Source organism: Bradyrhizobium brasilense (genome assembly GCF_029714345.1).
Taxonomy (GTDB): Bacteria; Pseudomonadota; Alphaproteobacteria; order Rhizobiales; family Xanthobacteraceae; genus Bradyrhizobium; species Bradyrhizobium australafricanum.
This window is the reverse complement of sequence record NZ_CP121669.1, coordinates 2434025-2458444: the sequence shown is the minus strand read 5'-3', so window position 1 is coordinate 2458444 and position 24420 is coordinate 2434025. Positions and strand designations below refer to the sequence as shown.

Annotated in this window: 22 protein-coding genes; 14 read left to right on the top strand and 8 right to left on the bottom strand. The window is 66.3% G+C overall.

Annotated elements, in window-relative coordinates:
* Position 1: 1 nt before the first annotated feature.
* Both QA635_RS11340 and QA635_RS11335 read right to left on the bottom strand, forming a co-directional pair.
* Positions 2 to 1069 carry a maleylacetate reductase gene (locus QA635_RS11340; RefSeq protein WP_283068964.1) on the bottom strand — a complete coding sequence of 356 codons (1068 nt, stop codon included), beginning with the start codon at positions 1067 to 1069 and terminating at the stop codon, positions 2 to 4.
* A gap of 20 nt (positions 1070 to 1089) precedes the next feature.
* Positions 1090 to 2070 carry a helix-turn-helix domain-containing protein gene (locus QA635_RS11335; RefSeq protein WP_283068963.1) on the bottom strand — a complete coding sequence of 327 codons (981 nt, stop codon included), beginning with the start codon at positions 2068 to 2070 and terminating at the stop codon, positions 1090 to 1092.
* A 152-nt stretch (positions 2071 to 2222) separates the two neighbouring features.
* On the opposite strand from QA635_RS11335, the gene QA635_RS11330 reads away from it, so the two are divergent.
* Entirely contained in the window at positions 2223 to 2948 is a 726-nt protein-coding gene (locus QA635_RS11330; RefSeq protein WP_283068958.1) for an alpha/beta hydrolase, read from the top strand.
* Between the two features lie 197 nt (positions 2949 to 3145).
* Here QA635_RS11330 and QA635_RS11325 read toward each other — a convergent pair whose 3' ends face one another.
* Together QA635_RS11325 and QA635_RS11320 are read right to left on the bottom strand one after the other, a co-directional pair.
* The gene (locus tag QA635_RS11325; protein WP_283068957.1) at positions 3146 to 4639 is read right to left on the bottom strand and encodes a flavin-containing monooxygenase; all 1494 of its coding nucleotides are present in this window, start codon (positions 4637 to 4639) and stop codon (positions 3146 to 3148) included.
* 121 nt (positions 4640 to 4760) lie between these two features.
* Positions 4761 to 5210 carry a cupin domain-containing protein gene (locus tag QA635_RS11320; RefSeq protein WP_283068956.1) on the bottom strand — a complete coding sequence of 150 codons (450 nt, stop codon included), beginning with the start codon at positions 5208 to 5210 and terminating at the stop codon, positions 4761 to 4763.
* A 263-nt stretch (positions 5211 to 5473) separates the two neighbouring features.
* Here QA635_RS11320 and QA635_RS11315 point away from each other — a divergent pair, with 263 nt between their 5' ends.
* The 4 genes from QA635_RS11315 to QA635_RS11300 all read left to right on the top strand — a co-directional run bounded on the left by QA635_RS11315 (position 5474) and on the right by QA635_RS11300 (position 8430).
* Positions 5474 to 6502: an AraC family transcriptional regulator gene (locus QA635_RS11315; protein ID WP_283068955.1), complete on the top strand. Its 1029-nt coding sequence runs from the start codon at positions 5474 to 5476 to the stop codon at positions 6500 to 6502.
* 97 nt (positions 6503 to 6599) lie between these two features.
* Positions 6600 to 7466 carry a S1C family serine protease gene (locus tag QA635_RS11310; RefSeq protein WP_283068953.1) on the top strand — a complete coding sequence of 289 codons (867 nt, stop codon included), beginning with the start codon at positions 6600 to 6602 and terminating at the stop codon, positions 7464 to 7466.
* Positions 7463 to 7837 (top strand): response regulator transcription factor, encoded by a 375-nt coding sequence (locus tag QA635_RS11305; RefSeq protein WP_283068951.1) that lies wholly within the window; start codon positions 7463 to 7465, stop codon positions 7835 to 7837. Before QA635_RS11310 ends, QA635_RS11305 begins: the two co-directional genes overlap by 4 nt.
* Positions 7838 to 8223: 386 nt before the next feature.
* Entirely contained in the window at positions 8224 to 8430 is a 207-nt protein-coding gene (locus tag QA635_RS11300) for a hypothetical protein (protein ID WP_283068949.1), read from the top strand.
* 141 nt (positions 8431 to 8571) lie between these two features.
* Here the strand turns inward: QA635_RS11300 and QA635_RS11295 are convergent, their stop codons facing one another.
* Together QA635_RS11295 and QA635_RS11290 are read right to left on the bottom strand one after the other, a co-directional pair.
* Entirely contained in the window at positions 8572 to 8922 is a 351-nt protein-coding gene (locus tag QA635_RS11295; RefSeq protein ID WP_283068948.1) for a hypothetical protein, read from the bottom strand.
* 168 nt (positions 8923 to 9090) lie between these two features.
* Positions 9091 to 10449: a metallophosphoesterase family protein gene (locus QA635_RS11290; RefSeq protein WP_283068946.1), complete on the bottom strand. Its 1359-nt coding sequence runs from the start codon at positions 10447 to 10449 to the stop codon at positions 9091 to 9093.
* 148 nt (positions 10450 to 10597) lie between these two features.
* Here QA635_RS11290 and QA635_RS11285 point away from each other — a divergent pair, with 148 nt between their 5' ends.
* The 7 genes from QA635_RS11285 (at position 10598) to QA635_RS11255 (ending at position 19617) form a co-directional block, all read left to right on the top strand.
* Entirely contained in the window at positions 10598 to 11689 is a 1092-nt protein-coding gene (locus QA635_RS11285) for a mandelate racemase/muconate lactonizing enzyme family protein (protein WP_283068945.1), read from the top strand.
* Between the two features lie 219 nt (positions 11690 to 11908).
* Positions 11909 to 13327 (top strand): M20 family metallopeptidase, encoded by a 1419-nt coding sequence (locus QA635_RS11280; protein WP_283068944.1) that lies wholly within the window; start codon positions 11909 to 11911, stop codon positions 13325 to 13327.
* A gap of 437 nt (positions 13328 to 13764) precedes the next feature.
* A complete protein-coding gene (locus QA635_RS11275; protein WP_283068943.1) occupies positions 13765 to 15555 on the top strand; it encodes a peptide ABC transporter substrate-binding protein in 1791 nt (596 codons plus the stop codon).
* 280 nt (positions 15556 to 15835) lie between these two features.
* Entirely contained in the window at positions 15836 to 16792 is a 957-nt protein-coding gene (locus QA635_RS11270; RefSeq protein WP_016842735.1) for an ABC transporter permease, read from the top strand.
* Positions 16758 to 17675, top strand: a complete 918-nt coding sequence (locus tag QA635_RS11265; RefSeq protein ID WP_028334911.1) for an ABC transporter permease — start codon at positions 16758 to 16760, stop codon at positions 17673 to 17675. Before QA635_RS11270 ends, QA635_RS11265 begins: the two co-directional genes overlap by 35 nt.
* On the top strand, positions 17672 to 18652 hold the full coding sequence (locus QA635_RS11260; RefSeq protein ID WP_229190991.1) for an ABC transporter ATP-binding protein: 981 nt from the start codon (positions 17672 to 17674) through the stop codon (positions 18650 to 18652). The genes QA635_RS11265 and QA635_RS11260 overlap by 4 nt, the downstream gene beginning before the upstream one ends.
* The gene (locus QA635_RS11255; RefSeq protein ID WP_283068940.1) at positions 18649 to 19617 is read left to right on the top strand and encodes an ABC transporter ATP-binding protein; all 969 of its coding nucleotides are present in this window, start codon (positions 18649 to 18651) and stop codon (positions 19615 to 19617) included. Before QA635_RS11260 ends, QA635_RS11255 begins: the two co-directional genes overlap by 4 nt.
* A gap of 187 nt (positions 19618 to 19804) precedes the next feature.
* Here the strand turns inward: QA635_RS11255 and QA635_RS11250 are convergent, their stop codons facing one another.
* Positions 19805 to 20767: a LysR family transcriptional regulator gene (locus QA635_RS11250; RefSeq protein WP_283068938.1), complete on the bottom strand. Its 963-nt coding sequence runs from the start codon at positions 20765 to 20767 to the stop codon at positions 19805 to 19807.
* 100 nt (positions 20768 to 20867) lie between these two features.
* Here QA635_RS11250 and bla point away from each other — a divergent pair, with 100 nt between their 5' ends.
* Positions 20868 to 21767 (top strand): class A beta-lactamase, encoded by a 900-nt coding sequence (bla, locus tag QA635_RS11245; RefSeq protein ID WP_283068936.1) that lies wholly within the window; start codon positions 20868 to 20870, stop codon positions 21765 to 21767.
* Positions 21768 to 21786: 19 nt separating this feature from the next.
* Here the strand turns inward: bla and QA635_RS11240 are convergent, their stop codons facing one another.
* Positions 21787 to 23208, bottom strand: coding sequence for an amidase (locus tag QA635_RS11240; protein WP_283068934.1), 1422 nt, complete (start codon positions 23206 to 23208; stop codon positions 21787 to 21789).
* A 200-nt stretch (positions 23209 to 23408) separates the two neighbouring features.
* Here QA635_RS11240 and QA635_RS11235 point away from each other — a divergent pair, with 200 nt between their 5' ends.
* Positions 23409 to 24341: an ankyrin repeat domain-containing protein gene (locus QA635_RS11235; protein WP_283068929.1), complete on the top strand. Its 933-nt coding sequence runs from the start codon at positions 23409 to 23411 to the stop codon at positions 24339 to 24341.
* The last annotated feature ends 79 nt before the right edge of the window (positions 24342 to 24420 follow it).

Genomic DNA, 24420 nt, shown 5'->3' with positions numbered 1-24420 from the left:
TCTATCCGGCCTGCGGCCGCGCGCCGGACCACGCGCGCTTCAGCAGATCGCGGATGCCGCTCTCCTCGATCGGTCGCGGATTCCAGTAAGGATTTTTGGTGGCGAGCGCGGCGGCCCTTGCGATGCCGTCCTCGGGCATGCCGATCTCGGCGAGCGAGCGCGGCGCGCCGAGCCTTACCGACAGATCGAACAGGCCGTCGGCGGCGCTGGCCGCCCCAAGCGCCCTCGCCGCGCGGCTGACTGGATCGCGCGCGGCGGGCGTGTTGTAGGCGATGGTATGCGGCAGCAGCACCGCATGGGTCTCGGCATGCGGCAGGTCGAACAACGCGCCGACGGTGTGGCAGAGCTTGTGATGCAGCGCCATGCCCACGGTGCCGAGACAGACCGCGCACAGCCACGCACCATAGAGCGCGTCCGCGCGCGCCTCGAGATCGCGCGGCCGCGCGATCACGTCGGGGAGCGACGAGGCAAGCTTCGCAATCGCCTCTTCCGCCATCAGCGAGGTGATCGGATTGCCGTCCCGCGCGTACAGCGCCTCGGCCGCGTGCGCGATCGCGTTGAGGCCGGAGATCGCGGAGAATTTTGCCGGCATCGAGATCGTCAGGTTGACGTCGTAGATCACGGTCTCGGGTAGGATCTTGGGCGATGATTGCGTGGTCTTGACGCCGTCGACGGTCTCGCCGAGCACCGGCGTCATCTCGGAGCCGGCATAACTGGTCGGCACGATCAGTTGCGGCAGGTCAGTGCGCAGCGCAATCGCCTTGCTGAGGCCGGTCGCGGCACCGGCGCCGATCGCAACCACGCCGTCCGGCATGAGCTCGCGGACGATCTCCATCGCACGTTCGGTCACCGCGACCGGCGTGTGCACCACCGCGCCGTCGAACGATCCGGCCACACGGCCGCCGGTCAGGTCAGCGAGATCGCCGAGCTCGGCCTGCTGCCGCCGGCTCGCCAGCACCAGCGCGCGATTAACGCCAAGCCGGTCGAGCTCGTCCGCCAGCTGCGCGACCGTGCCGACCCCGAACACGACCCGCATCGGGCTGACCTGGTAGGTGAACGGCTGCGTCATGGCGATTTCCGAAGCGTTGGTCAGCCGCGGCGCCAGTCGCGCGGCGTGCAGCCGAAGCGGTGCCTGAAGCGCCGCGTGAAATGCGACAGGTCGGAGAAGCCCCAGTCGAACGCGATGTCGCCGATCGCGCGCCCGGCGACCGCGGGATCCCTCAGATCGCGCGCGGCGCCGTCGAGACGGCGGTCCATCACATGGCTGGCGAATGTGGTGCCGGCGCGCTCGAACAGTTTGTGGACATAGCGCTCGCTGATGCCGATCGCAGCCGCAATGGCGGCAACGCCGAGCCCGGGCTCGCGCAGCCTGCGGTCCACGGCACGGCGCAACGCAAGCCACGTCGCATCGGCAAGGCCGGCGCTCTCGGCGACGCCGGCGCGGCCGCTGCGCGACAGGCTGAGCGCGACCAGATCGAGCAGCACGCCGAACAGCCGCGCGTTGTCCGCATCCGAAGCACGGAGGGCGGATGTGTTCAGGACCTGCGCCGTCTCGGTGATGAGATGGCCGACGAAGGGATCATCCGAGACTCGCGCCGGCGCGACCTCGGGCGCCGACGGCAGCCGTTCATCCAGCGCCTCGGCCGGCACCCAGAACGAGGCGACCTGCAGCGCCGGGCCGCGGTCGTGCAGCAGCGCGAAGCGCTGGCCGCTGTCGAAGATTCCGACCTGCCCCGGCGACAGGCTGATCTCGCGTCCCGCCTGCTGGATCCGGCAGCGGCCGGCGAGCTTCAGATTGAGGTAGTAGCAGCGCCGGCTGGACGCGGCGATGTCGGCAGCGGAGCGCCGCACGACATGCTCCGGGAAGCTGACCCGGTTGACCGCGCCATCACCGAGCCTAACGGTCTCGACGCGGGCGAGGAAGCCCGGCGTCGCCGGCGGCTCCGGCGTCAGGTTCATGAAGGCCTGGCAGATCGCCTCGCGGTAATACGCGAACTGCTCGCCGGGCCTGGTGTCCGCGGTATTCCAGCTCAGCCTGCGCGAGCGATCCGCGGCGGCGATTTGCTGCATCAGTTCACTCCGAGCCCAGTCCGGTTCGCTCACAGCCAAGCGCGTTCCGCGGGTCCAGGTCAATATCCAGGTCAATATCCATCAGGAAGCGGATGAAACCTGCGCGTATCCCGGGCCGTCTGGACGCGGCAATCCAGACAGGGAGGTACAACATGTCGACCTATGTTCTCGTCCATGGCGCCTGGCATACCGGCGCCGAGTTTGAGCCGGTTGCGGCCGCCATCCGCAAGGCCGGCCATGCCGTCCACACCCCGACCATCAGGGGCAACCGGCCCGGCGACCGGAAGGACTCCGGCCTCGCCGAGGCGATCCAGTCGATCGTGGATTATCTCGCCGAGCATGACCTCAAGGACATCGTGCTGGTCGGCCACAGCTATGGCGGCATGGTCATCACCGGCGTTGCCGACGCTGCCGCGGACCGCATCCGCCGCCTCGTCTACTGGAACGCCTTTGTCCCGAACAATGGCGAATGCCTCAACGACATGGTGCCGCCGCACTATCGCGGCCTGTTCGACGCCATTCATGCCGAGCGGGGCGACGGCTCGGTGGTGCTGCCGTTCCCGATCTGGCGCGAGGCCTTCATCAACGACGCCGATCTCGAGACGGCGCAGCGCGCCTATGACAAGCTCAACCCGCACCCGTTGAAGACCTTCCAGGACAAGATCGCGCTGCGCAGCAATCCTGCTGAGATGCCCATCGCAAAGTCCTACGTGAACTGCACGGAGGACACCGCGATGCCGCACAGCCTGCCCTGGCATCCGCGATTGTCGGAGAAGCTCGGGCTGTTCCGCCTGGTCCAGGTGCCGGGCAGCCACGAGCTGTGCTTCTCCAACCCCGAGCGGCTGGCGCAGGCCTTCCTTGACGCCGGCCGCGATTAGCGGCCTCCGTTTCACCTCGCCCCGCGTGCGGGGAGAGGTCGGAACGCATCATTAGATGCGTTCCGGGTGAGGGGGAGTCTCCACAAACGCAGCTATCACCGCAGATGCGGGGACGGCCCCTCACCCCAACCCTCTCCCCGTAAGAACGGGGAGAGGGAGCGCAGCGCCCTTGCTGCTCGCCCCAATCCCGTGATGCTCTACGCCACCGCTCTGTATGCTGGCGCAGTCGCGAGGAAGCGGGCATAGGCGTCCGCATCCGGCGGGGTGAACTTTTCAACAAGCGGGTTGCGGCGCGACGCCTTGGTGCCGATGTCCGCCAGCAGCTCGTCGAAATGCTTGAAGTGATAGGGCGCGACGCACAGCCCGCCATAGACGCCCGCTGCCGGACGCTCGACGCGCTTGAAGTTCAGCATCATCGCGATGTTGTCGTGCATCTCGGCCGCGCTCGGCTGCCGCGCCAGCTGGCCGTCGGCGTAGCGCACCAGCCAGTTCGCGGCGAGATCGGCGCACAGCACGGTGCAGAAGCTCGAATTGAAGCCGACAAAGCCCATGTCGGGCAGATCGGGATTGGCGATCAGCCGGTACAGCCGGTACTGCCCGTCGGGCTCGACCAGCTTGTTCTGATACTCCTCGGGCAGGAACGGCACGCCCAGCTTGTAGCCGATCGCGAGCACCGCGACGTCGGCCGCGACGCGCTGGCCGCCGCTCATCACGATGGTCTTGCTGTCGTAATGGTCAAAGGTGCCGCGCACTGCCTTGATCCGGCCGTCGGCGACCATCGGATAGAAGCCGGGGGTTGCGATCGGCACCGAGCAGTTGACGCCGTCCTCGATCCGCTCCTTCGGCACCATGCCGCACTGCTTCAGCTTGAGCTGCATCTTCAACATGCTCTCGAGCCCGCGCCAGTTCGCCCACACGAACGGCTTTGCCACCACATGCGCGAGGCGTGCCATCGGCCCGATGCCCCAGCTGGCAAACATCTGCTCCTGCGCGCGGATGTAGAGGATGCGCTTGAAGTTGACGAGGCCGCCGACGAAATAGGGAATCCGCCAGACCGGCTCGCGAAACACGATGGTGACTTCGCCGGCGCCGGAATTGACCGCATTCACCGCGATGTCGGTCGCCGATTTGGACCCGCCGAGCACCACCACCTTGCGGCCCTTGGCAAGCGTTGGATCGCCGTATTGCGATGAATGCAGGATCTGCCCGCCCTGCGCCTTGAAGCCGTCCTCGCCCGCCAGCGGCAAGGCCTGCGGCTCGTTGAATTGCCCGGTGCAGACCGCGACGAAGTCGAAATCCTCGTGGCCGGTGGCGCCGTCGGTCGAGCGCAGCGCCAGCGTCCAGCCCGGCCTGCCGTCAGTGCGGCGCGTCATGGTCTCGACCTTGGTGTCGAACCGCATCGCGCCGTCGAGCCCGTGGCTGCGGGCATAGTCGCGCAAATAGGCATGGACCTGCGGACCCTTCGGCCATTCCGGATAGGACTCCGGCATCGCCTTGTCCGTGTAGCGATAGAGCTCCTTCGGGCTCTGGGTCTGCACGTCGGGATAGGAGCGCGCGGGCTCCCAAACCCCGCCGAGATCGCCGCTGCGCTCGATGATGGTCACCTTGTGGCCGCGACCGGCAAAGGCCTTGCCGGCGGCAAGGCCGGAAATGCCGGCGCCGATGACGCACACATGCTTCTGCTTGACCATGAAACCGCTCCGAATTGAATGAACAGGTCCAATTTCGTTAAGCGCACGCGTCCCCGTCATCGCCGGAGTCCAGCTCCGGCGATTGCCGCCTCGTGTGCGTATTGTCTGTTTGACCGCCGGGCTAGTCGTTGGCTTCCGGCGGCAGGAAGTCCACGTCGTGCTCGGCGGAGATACGCACCACCTCGGCGGGGTCCTGCAGATTGTGCAGCTTCTCGAACAGCGCCTCGAGCTTCTGCATCGGCGACACCCAGAACAGCGCCCGCGCCGGCTTGTCCGACTTGTTGAAATAGCCGTGCGGGATGCCGCGCGGCATGCGCACGAGGTCGCCGGCCTTGGCCTGCACCCAGACGCCGTCGAGCTTGAGGTCGAGCACGCCTTCCTGCACCAGGATAAACTCGTCCTGGGTCGGGTGGATGTGCACCGGCACGAACTGGCCGGGATCGCTGTTGGTTTCGAACGCGAAGGTCGAGTCGGTGACCGCCTTCGGATAGTATACCTGGCCCAGGATATTCCAGGTCTTGCCGCCGTAGCCGGTGCCGGTTCGGGTAATGCCTTTTTCGAGCGTGCCCATGTCAGCCTCTCCAGTTTTGATGCGCAGTGCCGACACGGAGCCTGTCGCCGGCCGGTGAGGCTGTCTAGCCGATAAACGAATCCGCACCCGGCACCTTCATGCTGCAATGCGGGAGCATTGCGCCGGCCGGCTGCTGCCCAATGCCGTCGCATCGTCCTGACCGCCGATCGGGCAGATTGCACGACGAAACGGCGTTCCCCTTTGCCGCGGGATGCTCTAGGCTGCCTGATGTTTTAGGCCTCAAACAACTCCGGACGGCCGGCGTGACTGCTGTTGGCAACGAGGTTTCGGCAAGCGCAAATCCGGCAAGCACAAGGCTCAAGGATTTCGCACGCGTCGCGACGGCGCGCGTCGATGACGCGGCGGAAGCGATCGGCCGCATCTTCTGTCCGCACGATCTGACGCCGGTCGATCATTCCGCGAGCGATTTCTCCGCGCATCACAATTGCGCCGACTTCGACGGCTTCTCCGTCAACTACGTCGCCTATGGCGGATCGGTCGCGATCAATCCCGGCTGCCTCGACCGCTTCTTCCTGCTGCAGATGCCGCTGTCCGGCTCGGCCGCGGTGCGGACCGCCGCGCGCGAGCTCACCACCGGACCACGGCACACGGCCTCGCTGCTGTCGCCGACCATTCCGACCGAGATGACCTGGCGCGGCGACTGCGCCCAGCTGATCTTGCTGCTCGACCGCAAGCTGGTCGAGCATCGCGCCGCGGCGCTTGGCGGCGTGGCGGTGAGGCCGGTCGAGTTCGATCCGGCCGTCGCGTTGAGCGGGCCGCTCGGGCAGACGCTCTCGGCCAGGATCGAGCAGCTTGTCACGGCCGCCGAGCAGCTCGGGCCGCGCAAGCCTTTGTCGGCGGTCGCGGCGGCCGATTGGCGCGAGTCGTTTCTCAACGTCCTGCTCAACGGGCAGCGGCACAGCCTGAGTTCGGCAATCGATGTCTTCAACGGCCGCACCGAGGCTCAGCCGGCCGCCTTGAAACGCGTACGCGCCTATCTGGAGAGCCGGGCGACCGAGCCGCTGGACCTCGCCGAGCTCGCGGAGATCGCGGGCACCGGCATCCGCGCGCTGCAACTCGGCTTCCGCCGTCATTTCGGCACGACCGTGTCCGAGATGTTGCTCGACATCCGCCTCGCCCATCTCAACGCCCGCCTCAAGACGGCGCGGCCGAGCGAGCGCATCGTCGATATTGCATTCGACCTCGGCTTTACCCATCTGAGCCGGATGGCGAGCGCCTACCGCGCCAAGTTCGGCGAGAGCCCGAAGGCGACCCTGCAGCGGCTGAGCTGAGCGGCAGTTCCGGGCGGCCCGGCCACGCCCTGCCCATCCGGCCAGTATCGCCGTCAGCCGCAACATCCCAGATTGAGGGAAGCCAACGGAGTTTCCCATGACCGAACCGAATATCCTGTCATCGCTGTCATCAGCCCTCGCGGAGACCATTGCGCGCGCTGCGCCCGCCATCGTCTCCGTGCATTCGCATCGCGCGCGCGCCTCCGGCTTTGTCTGGAAGGCGGGCTTGATCGTCACCGCCGACGAAGCGCTGGCCGACGAGGGCGAGATCGAAATCCAGTTCGCCGACGGCAGCCGCAGGCCGGCGACCGTCGTCGGACGCGACCACACCACCGACATCGCGCTGCTGCGCGTCGAAGGCGATGTCGCCCCCGTCAAGCTCTCGACCGAGAACCCCGCGCTGGGATCGCTCGCGGTGATCGTCGCCGCCGACCGCGGCGCGCCGACCGCGCGGCTCGGCATGGTCGCATTGTCCGGCCCGGCCTGGCGCAGCCTGCGCGGCGGCGAAATCGATGCACGGATCGAGCTCGACGTCCGGCTGCGGCACAGCCAGCAGGGTGGCCTCGCGCTGAACGCCGCGGGCGAGCCGTTCGGCATGGCCGTGCTCGGCCCGCGCCGCGTGCTGACGATCCCGGCTACGACCATCGAGCGGGTCGCAGGCCAGCTCGAGCAGAGCGGCCGCATCGCACGCGGATATCTTGGCGTCGGATTGCAGCCGGTCCGTCTCGACGACGGCCTCGGCGCGATGGTGATGAACGTCGACAAGGCCGGCCCCTCGGCCGCCGCCGGCATCCGGCAAGGCGACGTGATCATTGCCGTGAATGGCGAGAAGCTGTCCGGCGTGCGCGCGCTGTCGCGCGGCCTCGGACCGCAGAGCGTCGGCACGGTGGTCGAGCTCACCGTGCATCGCGGCGGCGAGCCGCTGAACTTCAAGGTGACAGTCGGCGAGAGGCCCGAGACGTGAGCGGTGAGCCGGCCAACGACATCGTCATCGCGCTCGAGGTCGACGACGCCGTCCTCGCCGACCGGCTGGCGACCCTGCTCGGCAGCGTCGCCGGCCTGCGGCTCGCCGCGCCGGGCGAACAGGCCACGGCGGCGGTCGTCGCACGCAACCGCGAGGCCGCGGGCGCCGGCAACTTCGAGCTGACGCCGCGCGAGCTCGACGTGCTGGCGCTGCTGGCGGAAGGCGCGTCCAACAAGATGATCGCACAGCGGCTCGGGATTTCCGTCCACACCGCCAAGTTTCATGTCGGTTCGCTGCTCGACAAGCTCGATGCCACCGGCCGCACCGACGCCGTCGCCCATGCCGCGCGGCGCGGGGTGATCAATTTGTGATGGGTGGGATGACTGTTGTAGTGACGCTGAGCTGAGATCTCTCCACCCGTCATCCCCTACGAAAGCAGGGGCTCATACGCGGCGGCGGATGTTGCAGGCGGGACTCGTCATTGTCGTCCCGGCGAAAGCCAAGACATAACCACAGCATTTGACGGTGAACCCCAGCATCGCGCAACAGTGCGCACTTGGGGTAATGGGTCCTGGCCTTCGCCAGGACGACTGCGAATCTTTCGTGCGCACTCGTCTGCTTCACGCAGCCACTGCACAGCAACCCAAATCAGCGATTTGGAAAATTCCGCCCTGCGGACACCCGACTCAGTATTCGACCGGATACAGACGCCTTCACGATCTGGCTATGCAATCTTCAGCCAACAAGAAGAAGCGGCATGAAGAAGCTGATCGGTCGTCATCGGGACATTCAATACACACTCACCAACATCGAACCCGACCTTTGGGCTTGGTCGTTCGACATCAACGGCAAGACCAGGCAAGGTACCACGCGCGCGCGGCTCGACCTGCTGGCGCGGCGGCGAGTCTGCACGCTGATCGATCGCGAATTGAAACGCGCGGAACGTACCAACGAGCCTGACTAATCACTCACCTCGGTGAACGTCCGTTGGACGTGCCGCGCACCTATTAGAAACGAAAACTCCCGCAGCGCCGGCTGAGGGAGTTGTTGGCATCGGTGGCCGCGGGGAGGTCCAACCACCGCTGCCGACATTCGCTGACCCTGGTCAGGCTGTTTTGGCGAACATCGTCAGCACGCCATCGGCAATGTTGATAGCGACGACCTGCGACGAAGTCAGGCCCTTGGCCTTGAGCGCGGAGACCGCCTGCGGTGTCGCGTCAATCGACTTCCGAAGCGACTGGATGTCGTCCTCCTTGGTCTTTGCCATCGCATCCTCGATCTTCGATCGCATCTCGGGCTTGAGGTCCTTGATGTCAACGACCTGTATGCTCCGGATGACATTGGATTGATCAGATGACTGCGGCGGCGCCTTGGGTTGCGCGCCTTGCGCTTGCACCAAGGCGGGCGTTCCGAGAGCGAGCGCGGCAACAGTGACGAATGCTGTGAGATTGCGCATGGTCGATTCCTTTTTGAGGTCAGCAAGCGATAAAACCTACGCGCGAAGTTTGGCTGACGTCTGATTTTTCCATGGCCATTCATTGGAGCCAATGCGACCGCAATGCGGGCGTCGAAGCCCGCTCAGCCGCAGCGCCGACGTCCAGCGCGTCGGCCCGGGCGCGACTGGCTACAATGCGATGACGGAATTAGCGATCTCGAGCCGTGGTCCGGCATAGCGCCTGTCATCCGGCCCACCCTCGCCGCACCCGACGTTCCAGACCGCCGGCCATGCGAACCGCTCCAGCCCCGTTGCCGATATCGCCGCGCACGACGTCCAGCGCGTGTCACCGCTGCGTCGCCACAGCACGCCGCCCGGTCCCATGTCCGGATAGAAGGCGATGTCGAGGTCGAAATCGCTGTTGGCACCGAGATCGGGACCGATCCAGTAATAGGGACTGCGTCCACGCTCGCGGCCAAGGATCAAGGTGAGCGTCTGATTCGGCCCGCGCAAGCCAAGCCAGAGCGGTGCGATCACGCCGGGCGCGGGCGTGCAGAGCAGCGTTTGTGGCGCGGCGGTTCCCGCGGCGGTGCGGCCCGCCAGTTTCAGCGCGATGACCGTCGCGGGCGCCAATGTCCCCGACAGCGGTGCAGGGCTGGTCCCGCGCGGCAGCGGCGACCACGCGGCCTGGTCCAGCGATGGCAGCGGCCATGCCAGTTGCTCGCGCGCCACACCTTCGGTATCGAGCACCTGATAGCGGAACCCATCCTGATCGAGCGCGGCCTGCACGCAATGCAGATACTCGACGCCTTCGGGCATCCGGTGCGCGGTGCCGGCGCCCGCCGTGCAGACCTGCAGCACACCGCGATGAACCTGGACGTCGAATGCGAGAATGTGGCTGCACAGATAGGCGGTGACATCGGCGCGGACGAGGATATCCCAGAAGCGCTCGCGGTATTCGTGGCCGATCTCGCGCTGATAGCTGCCGCTGTAGCCGTTGATGGGGTACACGGGATGATGGCCCAGCACCAGCTTGTGCCTGGCGTCCTTGTGCTGTGCGAGGACCGCTTGCAGCCAGTCGGTCTCGACATGCCCCTCGCCGCCGAGGCCGCTCCACAGCGTGTGCACGAACACCATCACGAGATCGTCGCGGCGAACCCAGTAGGACAGCCCCTCCTGACCGGGCGGGCCGTTGCGCGGCAGCTGCAGCACCTCGCGGAACACCGCCTCGCTCATCTCGTCATAGGTGGTGTGGTTGCCGGTCGTGTGCCACAGCGGCACCGCGCGCCGGTCGAGCCAGGACATCTCGACCTCGAACCAATGCCGCCATTGCGCGCGCAGCGCGTCGGCATCGGCGGTGAGGCCGATGATCTCGTCGCCGGGGAACAGAATGAATTCAGGCGCAGGATGCAGCCGGCGCACCACGTCGTTCACCGACGCGAAGGTGCGCTCATGCAGCGCGCCCGGAACGCCCGAGCAGGCATCGGCATAGATCACGAACTGGTGGCCCGAATTTCTCGGTAACAGAGACGGAATTGCATCATCCATGGTCGGACCACGTCCTCGCGAGCCACATCATAGAGGAAGGCAGACTGATCGCTCAAGGCAGACATTCGCAGGCGCAAGGTTGCAGGCAGCCGGGGCTTTTGAGATCGTGTGCCGCGCATTGCATACGTCCATGACAAGGAGTTCCGGCGTGGCCATCCTCAAGGACTTCAGCATCGGATTCTACAAGATCCCGCTCCCGGTGGTGCTGAGCGACAGCACGCATGGCGAGATCAAGGCGTTCGAGCTCGTCACGATCCGCGCCCGCGATGCCGACGGCGCGGAAGGCACCGGCTACACCTACACGGTCGGCCGCAATGGCGGCGCCATCGCCGATATCCTGGGCCGCGAAATCACCGAGATCGCGCGCGAGATGGAGGCCGACGACACCGAGCAGCTTTGGCACAAAGTGTGGTGGGCGCTGCATTATGGCGGCCGCGGCGGGCCGGCGGTGCTGGCGCTGTCCGCGCTCGACATCGCGTTGTGGGACCTCAAGGCGCGGCGGGCATCGCTGCCGCTGTGGCGGCTGCTCGGCGGCTTCGACCGTCGCGTGCCCTGCTATGCCGGCGGCATCGACCTCGATCTGCCACTGGATGGTTTGCTGAAGCAGACCGACGACAATCTGGCCAAGGGCTTTCGCGCCATCAAGATGAAGGTCGGTCGGCCGAGCCTTGCGTCCGACGTGGCGCGCGTGAAGGCGATGCGCGGCCATCTCGGCGACGAGTTTCCGCTGATGGCCGACGCCAACATGAAATGGACCGTCGAGGAAGCGATCCGCGCCGCGCGCGCCCTGCAACCGTTCGACCTGACCTGGCTCGAGGAGCCGACGATTCCGGACGACGTCGCGGGACACGCTCGCATCGTGCAGGCCGGCGGCGTGCCGATCGCGGCCGGCGAGAACCTCCGCAGCCTGTGGGAATTCAAGCCCTACATCGCCGGCGGCGCGCTGTCCTATGCCGAGCCCGACGTCACCAATTGCGGCGGCGTGACCAGCTTCATGAAGATCGCCCGGCTCGCCGAGGCCTTCAACATTCCGGTGACCAGCCATGGCGCGCACGACATCACCGTGCATCTGCTGGCTGCGTGCCCGAACCGGTCGTATCTCGAGGCGCACGGCTTCGGCCTCGACCGCTATATCGAGCACCCGCTGGTTCTGGAGAACGGCATGGCGATTGCGCCGGATCGCCCGGGGCACGGCATCGCCTTCGACTGGAAAGGCCTGGAGCGGCTCAGCGCCGCCTGACGCAGAAACATTTCTGCACACCAGGACGTGACATTCGGAAAAGCAGGTCTGCCGGCGCGCGCTAGGCGGCGTCGCGACAAGCTGCTAGCGTTTCGCGCTTCAGATTGCCCAAAGCGCGATGAGATCATCGCGCTTCGGCTCATTGTCTGAGCATGATCTTTTCGGAAAACCGCTTCACACTTTTCCGGATCATGCTCTAGCGTTAAGGGATCGGAGCAAATGGACAACCGTAGTGATGTTTGGCGCGGCGTCGACGCGATCAAGCCGCGTTTCATCGAATTGAGCGACCGGGTCTGGGCGATGCCCGAGGTCTGCTACACCGAGGCGCGCTCATCCGCCGAACATCTGGCCGAACTGCGCCATCAGGGTTTTCGCATCACCGAGAACGTCGCCGAGATCCCGACCGCGGTGATGGGCGAATGGGGCGAAGGCGGCCCGGTGATCGCCTTCCTCGGCGAATATGACGCCCTGCCCGGCCTCAGCCAGGAGGCCGGAATCGCCGAGCATCGCCCGGTCGAAAGCGGCGGCCACGGCCATGGCTGCGGACATAATCTGCTCGGCTCCTCCGCGCTGCTCGCCGCGACCGCGGTGAAGGACTGGCTGGCCGCCAACAAGGTGCCGGGGCGCGTGCGCTATTACGGATGTCCTGCCGAGGAAGGCGGCGCGGCAAAGGCCTTCATGGTGCGCTGTGGCGCGTTCGAGGACGCCGACATCGCCATCACCTGGCATCCGCACAGTTTTTGGGAGGTGGCGGTGACGCCGTCGCTCGCCAATACCCGCGCCGATTTCACCTTCACCGGGCGCACCTCGCATGCGGCAGCCTCGCCGCATCTCGGCCGCAGCGCGCTCGATGCGGTGGAATTGATGAATGTCGGCGTCAACTACATGCGCGAGCACATGCCGAGCGACGCCCGGGTGCACTACGCACTGCTCGACACCGGCGGCATCGCGCCCAACGTGGTGCAGGCCCATGCCCGGGTGCGCTATTCGATCCGCGCCCGCGACCTGCCCGGCATGAACGAGCTGGTCGAGCGCGTGCACAAGATCGCGCAGGGCGCGGCGCTGATGACCGAGACCAAGGTGGAGATGAAGATCATCTCCGCGGTCTCCAACATCCTGCCCAACACGCCGCTGGAACAGACGCTGCACCGGATCATGGAAGAACTCGGCCCGCCGCACTTCGACGATGCCGACAAGGATTTCGCCGGCAAGATCCGCGCGACCCTGACCGACAAGGACATCGCTTCGGTCTATTATGCGATCGGCATGGAGCCGACCGACCGGCCGCTCGCCGATTTCCTGGTGCCGATCGACGCCACGCGCAATCCGCTGATCGGCTCGACCGACGTCGGCGACGTCAGCTGGGTGGTGCCGACCGTGCAGGTCCATGCACCGACGGTTGCAATCGGCACGCCGTTCCACACCTGGCAGGTTGTGGCGCAGGGCAAGACGCCGGCCGCGCACAAGGCGATGGTGCAGGCCGCCAAGGCGATGGCCGGCCTCGGCGTCAAGGCGCTGATGGAGCCGGAGCTGATCGCCGCCGCCAAGGCCGACCTCAAGAAGCGGACCACAAGAACGCCCTATGTCAGTCCGCTGCCGGCGAATGTTGCACCGCCGTTGGACATGTCGATCGCCTGAGAGCCGCGTGTGCGGGCTCTCCGGGATCAAGCAATCGCATATCCCCATCGTCATGGCCGGGCTTGTCCCGGCCAACCACGACTTTCTCACGCGGAAACGGAGACGTGGATGCCCGGCACAAGGCCGGGCATGACGAGTTTGTGGACGGATCGCTTCAGACGCGAACTCCGGCCTGCGTGGCAAAAAAGCATCTCGGAACAAAGGATAACGAACAAATTTTCCGCACTGCGAGGCGCGCAAGGGCGTGCTTTGGCGCCGATCTGCTGAACCGGTGTGCGGCAAGGGGAGGTTCTGCACAAGCGATAGCCAAAAGACCTATGCGCTGATGGGCGGGAGGCGTTGACCTTCGCGGTCATTCGGTGTGCCATCCTGCCGCCAACACGGCGGCCGGTTCCACGGCCCGCCGCAATAACCAATTGAGCCGGACCGAGGGGACAATGTTCGACAGGAATCTGCGTGGCATGATCGACGACGTGAAGGACGGGCGGATGGATCGCCGCGCCTTCGTCAAGCGAATGATTGCCGTCGGCCTCACCGCGCCGATGGCCAACCAGATCCTTGCGATCGGCGGCGTCGCGATGGCGCAGAGCCCGAATCCCTACAAGCCGACCAAGCGCGGCGGCGGCGGTCCGCTGAAGCTGTTGTGGTGGCAGGGCCCCACCCTGCTCAATCCGCACTTCGCCACCGGCACCAAGGACCAGGACGGCTCGCGACTGTTCTACGAACCGCTGGCAAGCTGGGACGTCGACGGCCATCTCAACCCGATCCTCGCCGCCGAAATCCCCTCGATCCAGAACGGCGGGCTTTCCAAAGACGCCAAGTCGGTGGTCTGGAAACTCAAGCCCGGCGTCAAATGGCATGACGGCAAACCCTTCACCGCCGACGACGTCGTGTTCAACTGGGAATATGCCACCGACCCTGCGACCGCGGCCGTCTCGAGCGGCACCTATTCCGGCATGACCGTGGAGAAAGTCGACGACCTCACGGTCCGCATCAAGTTCAAGGATCCGACGCCGTTCTGGGCCAATGCGTTCGTCGGCGCCTACGGTTGCATCATCCCAAAGCATTTGTTCGCCGAGTACAAGGGCAGCAAGTCACGCGAGGCGCCGAACAATCTGAAGCCGGTCGGCACCAGCCCCTACAAGTTCGTCGAGTTCAAGCCGGGCGATCTGGTGCGCGGCGAAATTAATCCCGATTACCACATGCCGAACCGGCCCTATTTCGACACGATCGAGATGAAGGGCGGCGGCGATGCGGTGTCGGCGGCGCGCGCGGTGATCCAGACCGGCGAATATGATTTCGCCTGGAACATCCAGGTCGAGGACGAGGTGCTGCTGCGGCTGGAAAAGGGCGGCAAGGGCAAGACGCTCTATGCCGTCGGCGGCGACATCGAATTCATCGCCATCAACTTCACCGACCCGAACACCGAGGTCGACGGCGAACGCTCGTCGATCAAGACCAAGCATCCGATCCTGTCGGATCCGGCGGTGCGCAAGGCGCTGGCTCTGCTGGTCGACCGCGACTCCGTCAAGAAGGTGATCTACGGCCGCGCCGGCCGCGCCACCGCCAATTATCTCAACGGCCCCGAGGAGTTCGTTTCCAAGAACACCAAATGGGAGTTCTCGGTCGAGAAGGCGAGCGCGCTGCTCGAACAGGCCGGCTGGAAGGTCGGCTCCGACGGCATCCGCGAGAAGGACGGCAAGAAGCTGAAGCTGCTGTACCAGACCTCGATCAACGGCCCGCGGCAGAAGACCCAGGCGATCGTCAAGCAGGCCTGCCAGAAGGCCGGCATCGACGTCGAGCTGAAGTCGGTGGTGGCCTCGGTGTTCTTCTCCTCCGACGTCGCCAACCCCGACACCTATTCCAAGTTCTACGCCGACATCGAGATGTTCCAGATCCCGATGACGCAACCCGACCCGGGCTTGCACATGCGCCGCTATCTGTCGCGCAATGTCGCGACCAAGGAGAACAAGTGGCAAGGGCAGAACTTCCCGCGCTGGGTCAACAAGGATTTCGACGCCGCGATCGAGGCGGCCGATATCGAGACCGATCCGATCAAGCGGGCCGAGCTCTACATCAAGTGCAACGATCTGATGTGGCAGGACACGGTGGTGATCCCGGTGATGCACCGCCTCGCAGTGGAAGCCTGCTCCAACACGGTGCGGCCCGCGCTCTCCGGCTGGGCCAACCAGACCGACAATCTGCAAGACTGGTATCGTGAAACCTGAGACACGGGGACAGGTTCGGAGTTTGAGTAGGTGCATCTTCTCCCTCTCCCCGTTCTTACGGGGTCGAGACGAGCGGAGCTCGCTCTTGGAGGGTTGGGGTGAGGGGCTTTCGCAGCAAACACCGTGAAAGATGAGTTCGTGGAGACTCCCCCTCACCCGGAATTCAAGCCGTGCTTGAATTCCGACCTCTTCCCGCACGCGGGGCGAGGTGAAGCTCGCCTTTCGACTGGAAGCAAGATCAACGTGCTCAAGGTGCGAGCGTTAGTTAGATGATCTCTCGATGAGTCAATATATCCTGCGTCGCCTGATGATCGCGATTCCGAGCCTGCTCGGGATCTCGCTCGTGCTGTTCGTCGTGCTGGCGCTCGCGCCGGGCGATCCGTTCAGCGAGCTCGCGACCAATCCGAACGTGCCGCCCGAGGTGCAGGCCGCGCTGCGCGCCAAGTTCGGCCTCGACGACCCGATCTATCTTCGCTACCTGCACTGGCTCGCGGCGATGGCGCAAGGCGACTGGGGCTTTTCCTTTGTCAGCCGGATCAATGTCGACACGCTGATCCTGCAGCGGCTGCCGACCACGCTCTACGTGATCGGCTCGGCGCAGCTACTGGCGCTGTTGATCGCGATCCCGGTCGGCGTCTATGCCGCCACCCGGCCCTATTCGATCTTCGACCAGCTCGCCAACACCTTCGCCTTCATCGGCTTCTCGCTGCCGACCTTCTTCACCGGCATCCTGTTCATCCTGGTGTTCTCGGTGAAGCTGGACTGGCTGCCCTTCGTCTACACCGACGTGCCGGGCAGCGGCATTCCCTGGCTGCTGGAGATGATCCGGCAGGCGATCATGCCGGTGATGGTGCTCGGCCTGTTCCAGGCGGCGTCGATGACCCGCTTCGTGCGCTCGGCAATGCTCGACGTGATCCGGCTCGACTATGTCACCACCGCCCGCGCCAAGGGGCTCGGGCAGGCCAAGGTGATCGTCAAGCACGTGATGCGCAACGCGATGATCCCGGTCGTCACGCTCATTGCGCTGCAAATGCCCGCCGTGTTCGGCGGCGCCATCGTCACCGAGCAGATCTTCCGGATTCCCGGCATCGGCTCGCTGCTGATTTCCTCCATCCTCGCCAATGACACGCCGGTCGTGATGGCCGTGACCTTCGTCTTCGCGTGTCTCGTGGTGCTGTTCAACCTGATCGCAGATGTCCTCTATGGCTGGCTTGACCCTCGCATCTCCTTCCGCTGAGCGGCGCGGCTATTCGCCCTGGCGCGAAACCTGGCGGCGCTACCGCCGGCACCGGCCGGCCGTGGTCAGCGCCGTGCTGCTGCTGCTGCTGATCGCGGCCGTCGTGATCGGCCCGTTCGTCTGGCGCGTCTCGATCAGCGACATGGACGTCGTGGCCGGCCTGCAGGGCCCCTCGCTGGCGCATCCGTTCGGCACCGACGATCTCGGCCAGGACCTGCTCGCCCGCATGATCTATGGCGGGCGCATCTCGCTCGCGGTCGGTCTCGCCGCGATGCTGGTCTCGGTGTTCGTCGGCACGCTGATCGGCGCGCTCGCCGGCATGTCGCGCGGCGCGCTTGGCTATGCCCTCATGTGGCTGACCGATCTGTTCCTGTCGCTGCCGCAACTGCCGCTGCTGTTGATGCTGATCTACCTGTTCCGCGACGGGCTGAAGGCGATGTTCGGTCCCGAGGGCGGCATCTTCATCCTGATCGTGCTGGTGATCGGCGGCCTGCGCTGGATGCCGGTCGCGCGCCTGGTGCGCGCTCAGTTCTTATCGCTGCGCGAGAAGGAATTCGTCGAGGCGGCGCGCGCGCTCGGCGCGAGTCCGGTGCGCCAGGTGGTGCGCCACATCCTGCCCAACGCGCTGGGACCCGTGATCATCGCCGGCACGATCGACGTCGCCGCCGCCATCATCGCCGAATCGACGCTGTCGTTCCTCGGCCTCGGCTTCCCGCCGGATACGCCGACCTGGGGCCGCATCCTCTATGACGCCAAGGACTTTCTCGACATCGGCCCGCATTGGGCGCTGTTCCCGGGTGGCGCGATCTTCATCGCGGTGGTCGCCATCAACTTCATCGGCGACGGGCTGCGCGACGCGCTCGACGCGCGCAAGGTGATCTGATGGCGCTGCTCGACATCAAGGGCCTGAAAACCCATTTCACCACCGACGACGGCATCCTCCAGGCGGTCGACGGCGTCGACATCAGCATCAATCGCGGCGAGACGCTGTGCGTGGTCGGCGAATCCGGCTGCGGCAAGACCGTCACCGCGATGTCGATCCTGAAGCTGATCGCCATGCCGCCGGGCAAGATCGTCGAAGGCGAGATCATCTTCGAGGGTCGCGACCTGGTGCCGCTGACCAGCCACCAGCTCGACGACATCAGGGCCAAGGAGATCGGCTTCATCTTCCAGGAGCCGATGACCTCGCTCAATCCGGTGCTGACCATCGGCGAGCAGATCGCCGAGAGCCTGCGCCGCCACGAGGCGGTGACCAAGAAGCAGGCGCTCGAGCGCACCATCGAGATGCTGAAGCTGGTGCAGATCCCCAACGCCGCAGGCCGCGTGCATCATTATCCGCACCAGTTCTCCGGCGGCATGCGCCAGCGCGTGATGATCGCGATGGCGCTGGCGTGCCGGCCCAAGCTCGTGATCGCGGACGAGCCGACCACCGCGCTCGACGTCACCATCCAGGCGCAGATCCTCGACCTGTTGCAGGACATGAAGGAGCGCTTCGGCATGGCGGTGATGCTGATCACGCACGCGATGGGCGTGGTCGCCGAGACCGCGCAACGCGTCGTCGTGATGTACGCCGGCAAGGTGGTGGAGGAGGCGCCGGTCGACGAACTGTTCGGCAATCCCGGCCATCCCTACACCCAGGGCCTGATCCGCTCGATCCCGCGCATCGATCTCGACGCCGCGCACAAGACGCGGCTGGAGGCGATCGGCGGCTCGGTGCCGATCCTGATCAATCCGCTGCCCGGCTGCCGCTTTGCCGCCCGCTGCAAATACGCCATGAGCATCTGCACCGAAAAGGAGCCGCGGCTGCGCGAGATCGCGCCCGGCCACCGCATGGCCTGCCACCTCGGAGACGCGTCATGAGCGAACCGCTGCTGCGCGTTTCCAATCTGAAGAAGTACTTTCCGGTGCTGGGCGGCCTGCTCTCGCGCGAGGTCGGCCAGGTCTATGCGGTCGACGGCGTGTCGTTCTCGGTCAATCGCGGCGAGACGCTCGGCCTCGTCGGCGAATCCGGCTGCGGCAAGTCGACCACCGGCCGCTGCGTGCTGCGGCTGATCGAGCCGACCTCGGGCGAGGTCGTGTTCGACGGCCGGAGCGTGACGGGCCTCGGCGGCGGCGATCTGCGCGCCATGCGGCGCAACATGCAGCTGGTGTTCCAGGACCCGTTCGCCTCGCTCAATCCGCGCATGACCGTCGGCGCGATCCTCGGCGAGCCCTTCATCATCCATAACCTCGTGAGCTCGGCCAGCGAGCGCGAGGACCGCGTCGCGAGCCTCCTGGTCAAGGTCGGGCTGAAGGCCGAGCACATGCGCCGTTACCCGCACGAATTCTCCGGCGGCCAGCGCCAGCGCATCGCGATCGCCCGCGCGCTGACGCTGGAGCCGAAGCTGATCGTGTGCGACGAGCCCGTCTCCGCGCTCGACGTCTCGATCCAGGCCCAGGTCATCAACCTGCTCGAGGATCTGCAGGCCGAGCTGAACCTCACCTATCTGTTCGTCGCCCACGATCTCTCGGTCGTGGAGCACATCTCCGACCGAGTCGCGGTGATGTATCTCGGCCGCATCGTCGAGCTCGCCAAGGCCAGCGATCTCTACCGCAACCCGCAGCACCCCTACACCAAGGCACTGCTCTCGGCGGTGCCGGTGCCGGATCCCAAGGCGAAGCGCGACCGCATCCGCCTGAAGGGCGACGTGCCGAGCCCGATGAATCCGCCCAAGGGCTGCCACTTCCACACGAGATGTCCAATCGCCGAGGAGCGCTGCCGGCAGAGCGCGCCGGAGTTGCTGGAAGGCAGGAACGGGCATTCCGTGGCGTGCCATCTGGCGTAGGTCGCGCGCCAGATGCGATAGCCAGCCGGCGCGGGAGCGCACCGCCTAAAATATCGAAAACAACCCCATGCAAAGTAGCCGGCGGCTGCGGGCGTTCGACACGGCACTTGACATGTCGGGCAAATCAGCGACATCATTCGATAATTCCGAAATAATGGCGACGATAGTTGAATCGCGTCGTCAGACGTTAACGCCGCTTGGTCTTGGTCCGCGGCTTCGGTCCGGCCTTTGTCTTGATCTTCCGCCGCGGTGCAGGCGCGACGGCGTCCTCCACCTCATTCGCCTCCGTCCGCAGCGTCTCGAGCAGCCAGTCGCGAAACGCGCGCATGCCCGGCGTTACCTCGCGCGACTTCAGCCAGGTGAGCCAATAGGAGCCCGCCGGGACCTCGGCCGCGAACGGCCGCAGCAGCCGGCCGGACGCCAGCTCATTTCCGAACATCGCGATCGGCACCAGGCCGACACCGACACCGCGCGCGGCGGCCTCGGCCATCGCGACCGAGCTGTCGAAGATCGGCCCCTGTATCTTTGGACACGGCGCGCCGGCGACCGCAAACCACAGCGGCCATTCCTCGGCGCGGTAGGAGCGCAGCAGGAATTCCTGCGCGAGATCGGACGGCTTGCGCAGCCGGTCCGCCGCGTCGGGGCAGCACACCGGCGAGAGCGGTGCGGACAACAGATGGATCGCCTCGGTGCCGTGCCACGAGCCGTCGCCGAAGCGCAGCGCGAGATCGAGCCCGTCGCCCGCGATGTCGACGCGGTTGTTGTTGGTGAGCAGACGCAGATCGATATAGGGATGCGCGCGCTTGAAGCGGTCGACCCTTTGCAAGAGCCATCCGGTCGCGAACGTCGTGACGCAGCCGACGGTCACGACCTCGCGCGTGCCCTTGGCCTCGATGCGGTCGATCGCGGCGCCGATCCGGTCGAGCGCGTCTGACAGCACCGGCAACAGCGCCAGCCCCTCGTCGGTGAGCACCAGCCCGCGCGGCAGCCGGCGGAACAGGCTCGTGCCCAGGAGATCCTCGAGCTGCTTGACCTGATGGCTGATCGCGGTCTGCGTCACGCGCAGCTCCAGCCCGGCGCGGGTGAAGCTGAGCAGCCGCGCGGAGGCCTCGAAGGCGCGCAGCGCGTTCAGCGGGAGATGCCGGCGCACGGCGTCATGACCAAGTTTTCCTCATGTCTCGCTGTATAAATGATTGTTTGTGCGCCGTCACGCCGCCCGGCAGGTTCGCGCCGCCAACGGGAGATTCGACATGCTGACGAGACGGACATTTGGATTGCGCGCGCTGGGCCTTGCGGTGTCCTGCACTCTGGCGCGTTCAGGCGCGGCGGCGGGACCAAGCGATCCGGCGCAGCGGCTGCAGCAGGAGTTTGCGCGCATCGAGCTGGCGACCAGCGGCCGGCTCGGCGTCGCCGCGCTCGACATGGAGACGGGATTGCGCGCGAGCCGGCGCGGCGACGAGCGGTTCCCGATGTGCAGCACCTTCAAAGCGTTGGCCTCGGCTGCGGTGCTGCACCGGGTCGACCGCGGCGAATCCAGCCTCGATCAGCGCGTGCAAATCGAGGCCAAGGATATCTTGGCCTACGCGCCGGTCACCAAGGCGCACGTCGGATCGGCCATGACTCTGTCCGAACTCTGCGCGGCTGCCATCACACTCAGCGACAACACCGCCGCCAACCTGCTGCTGCGCGAGATCGGCGGGCCCGCCGGTTTTACCAGCTTCTTCCGCACCATCGGCGACAATGTCAGCCGGCTCGACCGCTGGGAGGTGGAGCTGAACGAAGCCGTGCCCGGCGACCAGCGCGACACCACGAGTCCTGTCGCGATGCTGAAGGATTTGCAGCGCGTCGTGCTCGGCGACGTTCTGCAGACCGTCTCGCGCCAGAAGCTGGTGGACTGGATGGTCGCCAACAAAACCGGCGACGCAAGGCTGCGTGCCGGCGTGCCCCGCGACTGGCGGGTTGCCGACAAGACCGGCACCGGCGAGCGCGGCACCTACAACGACATCGGCGTGTTCTGGCCGCCCGGCCGCAAGCCGATCGTGGTGACGGTTTACCTGACCGGGGCAAGTGCTCCCATGGAGAAGTGCAACGAGGTGATCGCCAATGTCGCGCGCGCCGTCGCCAATGCGAGCACCGGGCAGACCGGCTAAACCGGCGACGCCGACAACATCAGGCCGGCCAGCGACCAAGCAAGTCGCTCGCCGCCTCGAACAACGCTGCAACGCGCAATAGCTCGGCATCGGCCCGGAAGCGGCCGACCAGGTGCAGTCCGATCGGCAGGCCGTCGCGGCCGAAACCTGCGGGGATGCTGACGGCGGGATGCCCGGTCATGTTGAACAGCATGGTCCAGGGAAACCAGTGCGGCCGCACGCTGTCGAAACTCCGGCCGTCGATCTCGATCGTGCCGAACAGGTCCTGGTCGATCGGCAGCGCCGACCGGGTCAAGGTCGGCATCGCCAGGAGATCGCCGCGCGCGAACAGCGACTGCACCCGGCGGAACAGCGCGGTGCGCTCGAACATCGCCCGCTGGTAGTCGACACCGCTGACCTGGGCCGCCAGCGCGAGCTGCTTCAGGAAGGTTGCGCTGAGATCATCCGGATGATCGGCCGCGAGCTTCTCGAAGCGGGTGCGCCAGACGGTGTGATTGATCGCACGCCAGATCGGCTCGATGTCAAAGCCGTCGCCGGAAAACTCTTCGAGCGCGGCGCCGAGGCTCGCCAGACGGTCGAGGCTTGCCTTGAACGCCGCGGCCACATCGGATGTGACCGGACGCCCCGGCGGCGACAGGCAGAACAGCACCCGCCGGCCCTTGAGGTCGCCGCGCGGGGCGGCAAGCCTGAGATAGTCAGGCACCGGCACCCCGATCGACCAGGGGTCCGACGGATCTTCTCCCGCCATCGCCTGCATCATCAGCGCCGTATCGGCAACGGTGCGCGTGGTCGGCGTGACATAGGTCTGGTTGCCGAAAGCGTCCTGCACCTGGCTATGCGGGATCACCCCGTTGCTCTGCTTGATTCCGACCACACCGTTGCAGGCGGCGGGAATCCGGGTGGAGCCGCCGCCATCGGTCGCAACCGCCAGCGGCGCGATGCCGCTCGCGACGGCCGCCGCCGCGCCGCCGCTGGAGCCGCCACTGGACCGCTCGGCGCTCCATGCATTGCGGGTTCGCCCGAACAGCGGCGAGTCGGTCAGGCACTTGCTGCCGAACTCCGGCGTCGTGGACTTGCCGATCAGTATGCCGCCCTGGGCACGGAGGCGGGCCACCGCGACGGCGTCATTGTCGGGCACGTTGTCCCGGTACGGCACCGCGCCGAAGGTCGTCCGGACGTCTTTGGTGTTGACGATGTCCTTCACGGTGAAAGGGATGCCGTGGAGCAGACCTAGCGGCTCGCCGGCCGTGATTTGCCGCTCGGCGGCTTTCGCCTGCGCCATCGCCGCATCGCCGCACAGCGTGATGAAGCAGTTCAATTCGGGTTGCAGCCGCTCGGCACGGGCGAGCACCGCGCGCGTAACCTCGACAGGCGAAACCTCCTTGCGGGCGATGCGCCCACGAAGCTCAACGGCAGACAGCAGACACAGATCGTCGCTCATTTGGGCAGGGACTCGCGTCAGACAGGGTCGACGCCGCATCGTGCCGCGCGGCATGCGGCAAGTCCATCCGCTCGGACGCATGGCGCAACGCCGTGGAGCCACGACGGGTGCATGGCCTGCCGGCTCCGGCGGGCCCTTCCCGGCCGCGCGGCTTGGCAGCGACGGAGGATCATGCGACGCTTGAACCGAATGCTGTCAGCATGACGGAGGACCACGCCTTGTATCGCCGCATCGCCCTCGCCGTGCTGATCGTTGCCGGCAGCGTGCCCGGCAGCCTCGCGGCGCCCGATCCGGCGCGGTGCCGCGAGCTGATCCGCAAATACGAAACCGACAAGGCCCAGCTCAGCGCGATCGAGATCTCGCTGTCGCTGTTTGCGGCCGCCAATGCCGATTGCATCAACCTTGCTACCGAGCTGCTCGATCACGGCGCCTCGGTCGATGCGCGGGACCGGCTGGGCGCAAGGCCGCTGAGCCATGCCGCCCGCTCCGGCCATCTTGCCATGGTCGACCTGCTGCTGGCACGCGGCGCGCCGCTCGATGCGCGCAACCTCGCGGGATCGACCGCGCTGTACTTTGCCGCCGAGCGCGGCCATGTCGCGATCGTGCAGCGCCTGATCGACCGCGGCGCCGACGTCAATCTCACCGGACGCAGCGGCGCCTCCCCGGTCGCGGCCGCGGCCTATGCCGGCCGGGACATGGTGGTACGCATGCTGCTGGCGCACGGCGCCGACGGCCGCAAGGCTGACGACACCGGCAAGCCGCCGGTCATCTACGCCGCGGCCGGCGGCCAGCTCGGCATCGTCAAGCAGCTGCTCGCGCGCGAGATCGACATCAACGCGCGCTACGCCAACGATCTGACGCTCCTGATGTGGGCCGCCGGACCGGATGAGACCGTGCCGGAGGCGCAGGCGCTGGAGGTCGTCTCATATCTGCTGGACGTCGGAGCCAAGGTCGACGACCGCGATGCGCGCGGCCGCACGGCGCTGATGATCGCCGCCGAAGGCAACCATCCGGCGATTGCCAGGACACTGCTGGCGCACGGCGCCGACCCTGCGCTGGCCGACAAGGCCGGCAAGCACGCCGCCGATCTCACCATCCTCTCAGTGCTGCGCGAAGAGCTGACGCCGCGTTGAAGCGACTTGCTCGGACGTCATGGCCGGGCTTGTCCCGGCCATCCACGTCTTCCTTTGCCTGGATACCAAGACGTGGATG

What these genes read in the sequence shown, in the direction of transcription:
- QA635_RS11265 (WP_028334911.1), top strand. Translation starts at nt 16,758, where the DNA reads ATGGCTGGCTTGACCCTCGCATCTCCTTCCGCTGAGCGGCGCGGCTAT.
- QA635_RS11330 (WP_283068958.1), top strand. Translation starts at nt 2,223, where the DNA reads ATGTCGACCTATGTTCTCGTCCATGGCGCCTGGCATACCGGCGCCGAG.
- bla (WP_283068936.1), top strand. Translation starts at nt 20,868, where the DNA reads ATGCTGACGAGACGGACATTTGGATTGCGCGCGCTGGGCCTTGCGGTG.
- QA635_RS11240 (WP_283068934.1), bottom strand. Translation starts at nt 23,208, where the DNA reads ATGAGCGACGATCTGTGTCTGCTGTCTGCCGTTGAGCTTCGTGGGCGC.
- QA635_RS11335 (WP_283068963.1), bottom strand. Translation starts at nt 2,070, where the DNA reads ATGCAGCAAATCGCCGCCGCGGATCGCTCGCGCAGGCTGAGCTGGAAT.
- QA635_RS11295 (WP_283068948.1), bottom strand. Translation starts at nt 8,922, where the DNA reads ATGCGCAATCTCACAGCATTCGTCACTGTTGCCGCGCTCGCTCTCGGA.
- QA635_RS11255 (WP_283068940.1), top strand. Translation starts at nt 18,649, where the DNA reads ATGAGCGAACCGCTGCTGCGCGTTTCCAATCTGAAGAAGTACTTTCCG.
- QA635_RS11235 (WP_283068929.1), top strand. Translation starts at nt 23,409, where the DNA reads ATGACGGAGGACCACGCCTTGTATCGCCGCATCGCCCTCGCCGTGCTG.
- QA635_RS11325 (WP_283068957.1), bottom strand. Translation starts at nt 4,639, where the DNA reads ATGGTCAAGCAGAAGCATGTGTGCGTCATCGGCGCCGGCATTTCCGGC.
- QA635_RS11275 (WP_283068943.1), top strand. Translation starts at nt 13,765, where the DNA reads ATGTTCGACAGGAATCTGCGTGGCATGATCGACGACGTGAAGGACGGG.
- QA635_RS11300 (WP_283068949.1), top strand. Translation starts at nt 8,224, where the DNA reads ATGAAGAAGCTGATCGGTCGTCATCGGGACATTCAATACACACTCACC.
- QA635_RS11280 (WP_283068944.1), top strand. Translation starts at nt 11,909, where the DNA reads ATGGACAACCGTAGTGATGTTTGGCGCGGCGTCGACGCGATCAAGCCG.
- QA635_RS11320 (WP_283068956.1), bottom strand. Translation starts at nt 5,210, where the DNA reads ATGGGCACGCTCGAAAAAGGCATTACCCGAACCGGCACCGGCTACGGC.
- QA635_RS11270 (WP_016842735.1), top strand. Translation starts at nt 15,836, where the DNA reads ATGAGTCAATATATCCTGCGTCGCCTGATGATCGCGATTCCGAGCCTG.
- QA635_RS11310 (WP_283068953.1), top strand. Translation starts at nt 6,600, where the DNA reads ATGACCGAACCGAATATCCTGTCATCGCTGTCATCAGCCCTCGCGGAG.
- QA635_RS11340 (WP_283068964.1), bottom strand. Translation starts at nt 1,069, where the DNA reads ATGACGCAGCCGTTCACCTACCAGGTCAGCCCGATGCGGGTCGTGTTC.
- QA635_RS11290 (WP_283068946.1), bottom strand. Translation starts at nt 10,449, where the DNA reads ATGGATGATGCAATTCCGTCTCTGTTACCGAGAAATTCGGGCCACCAG.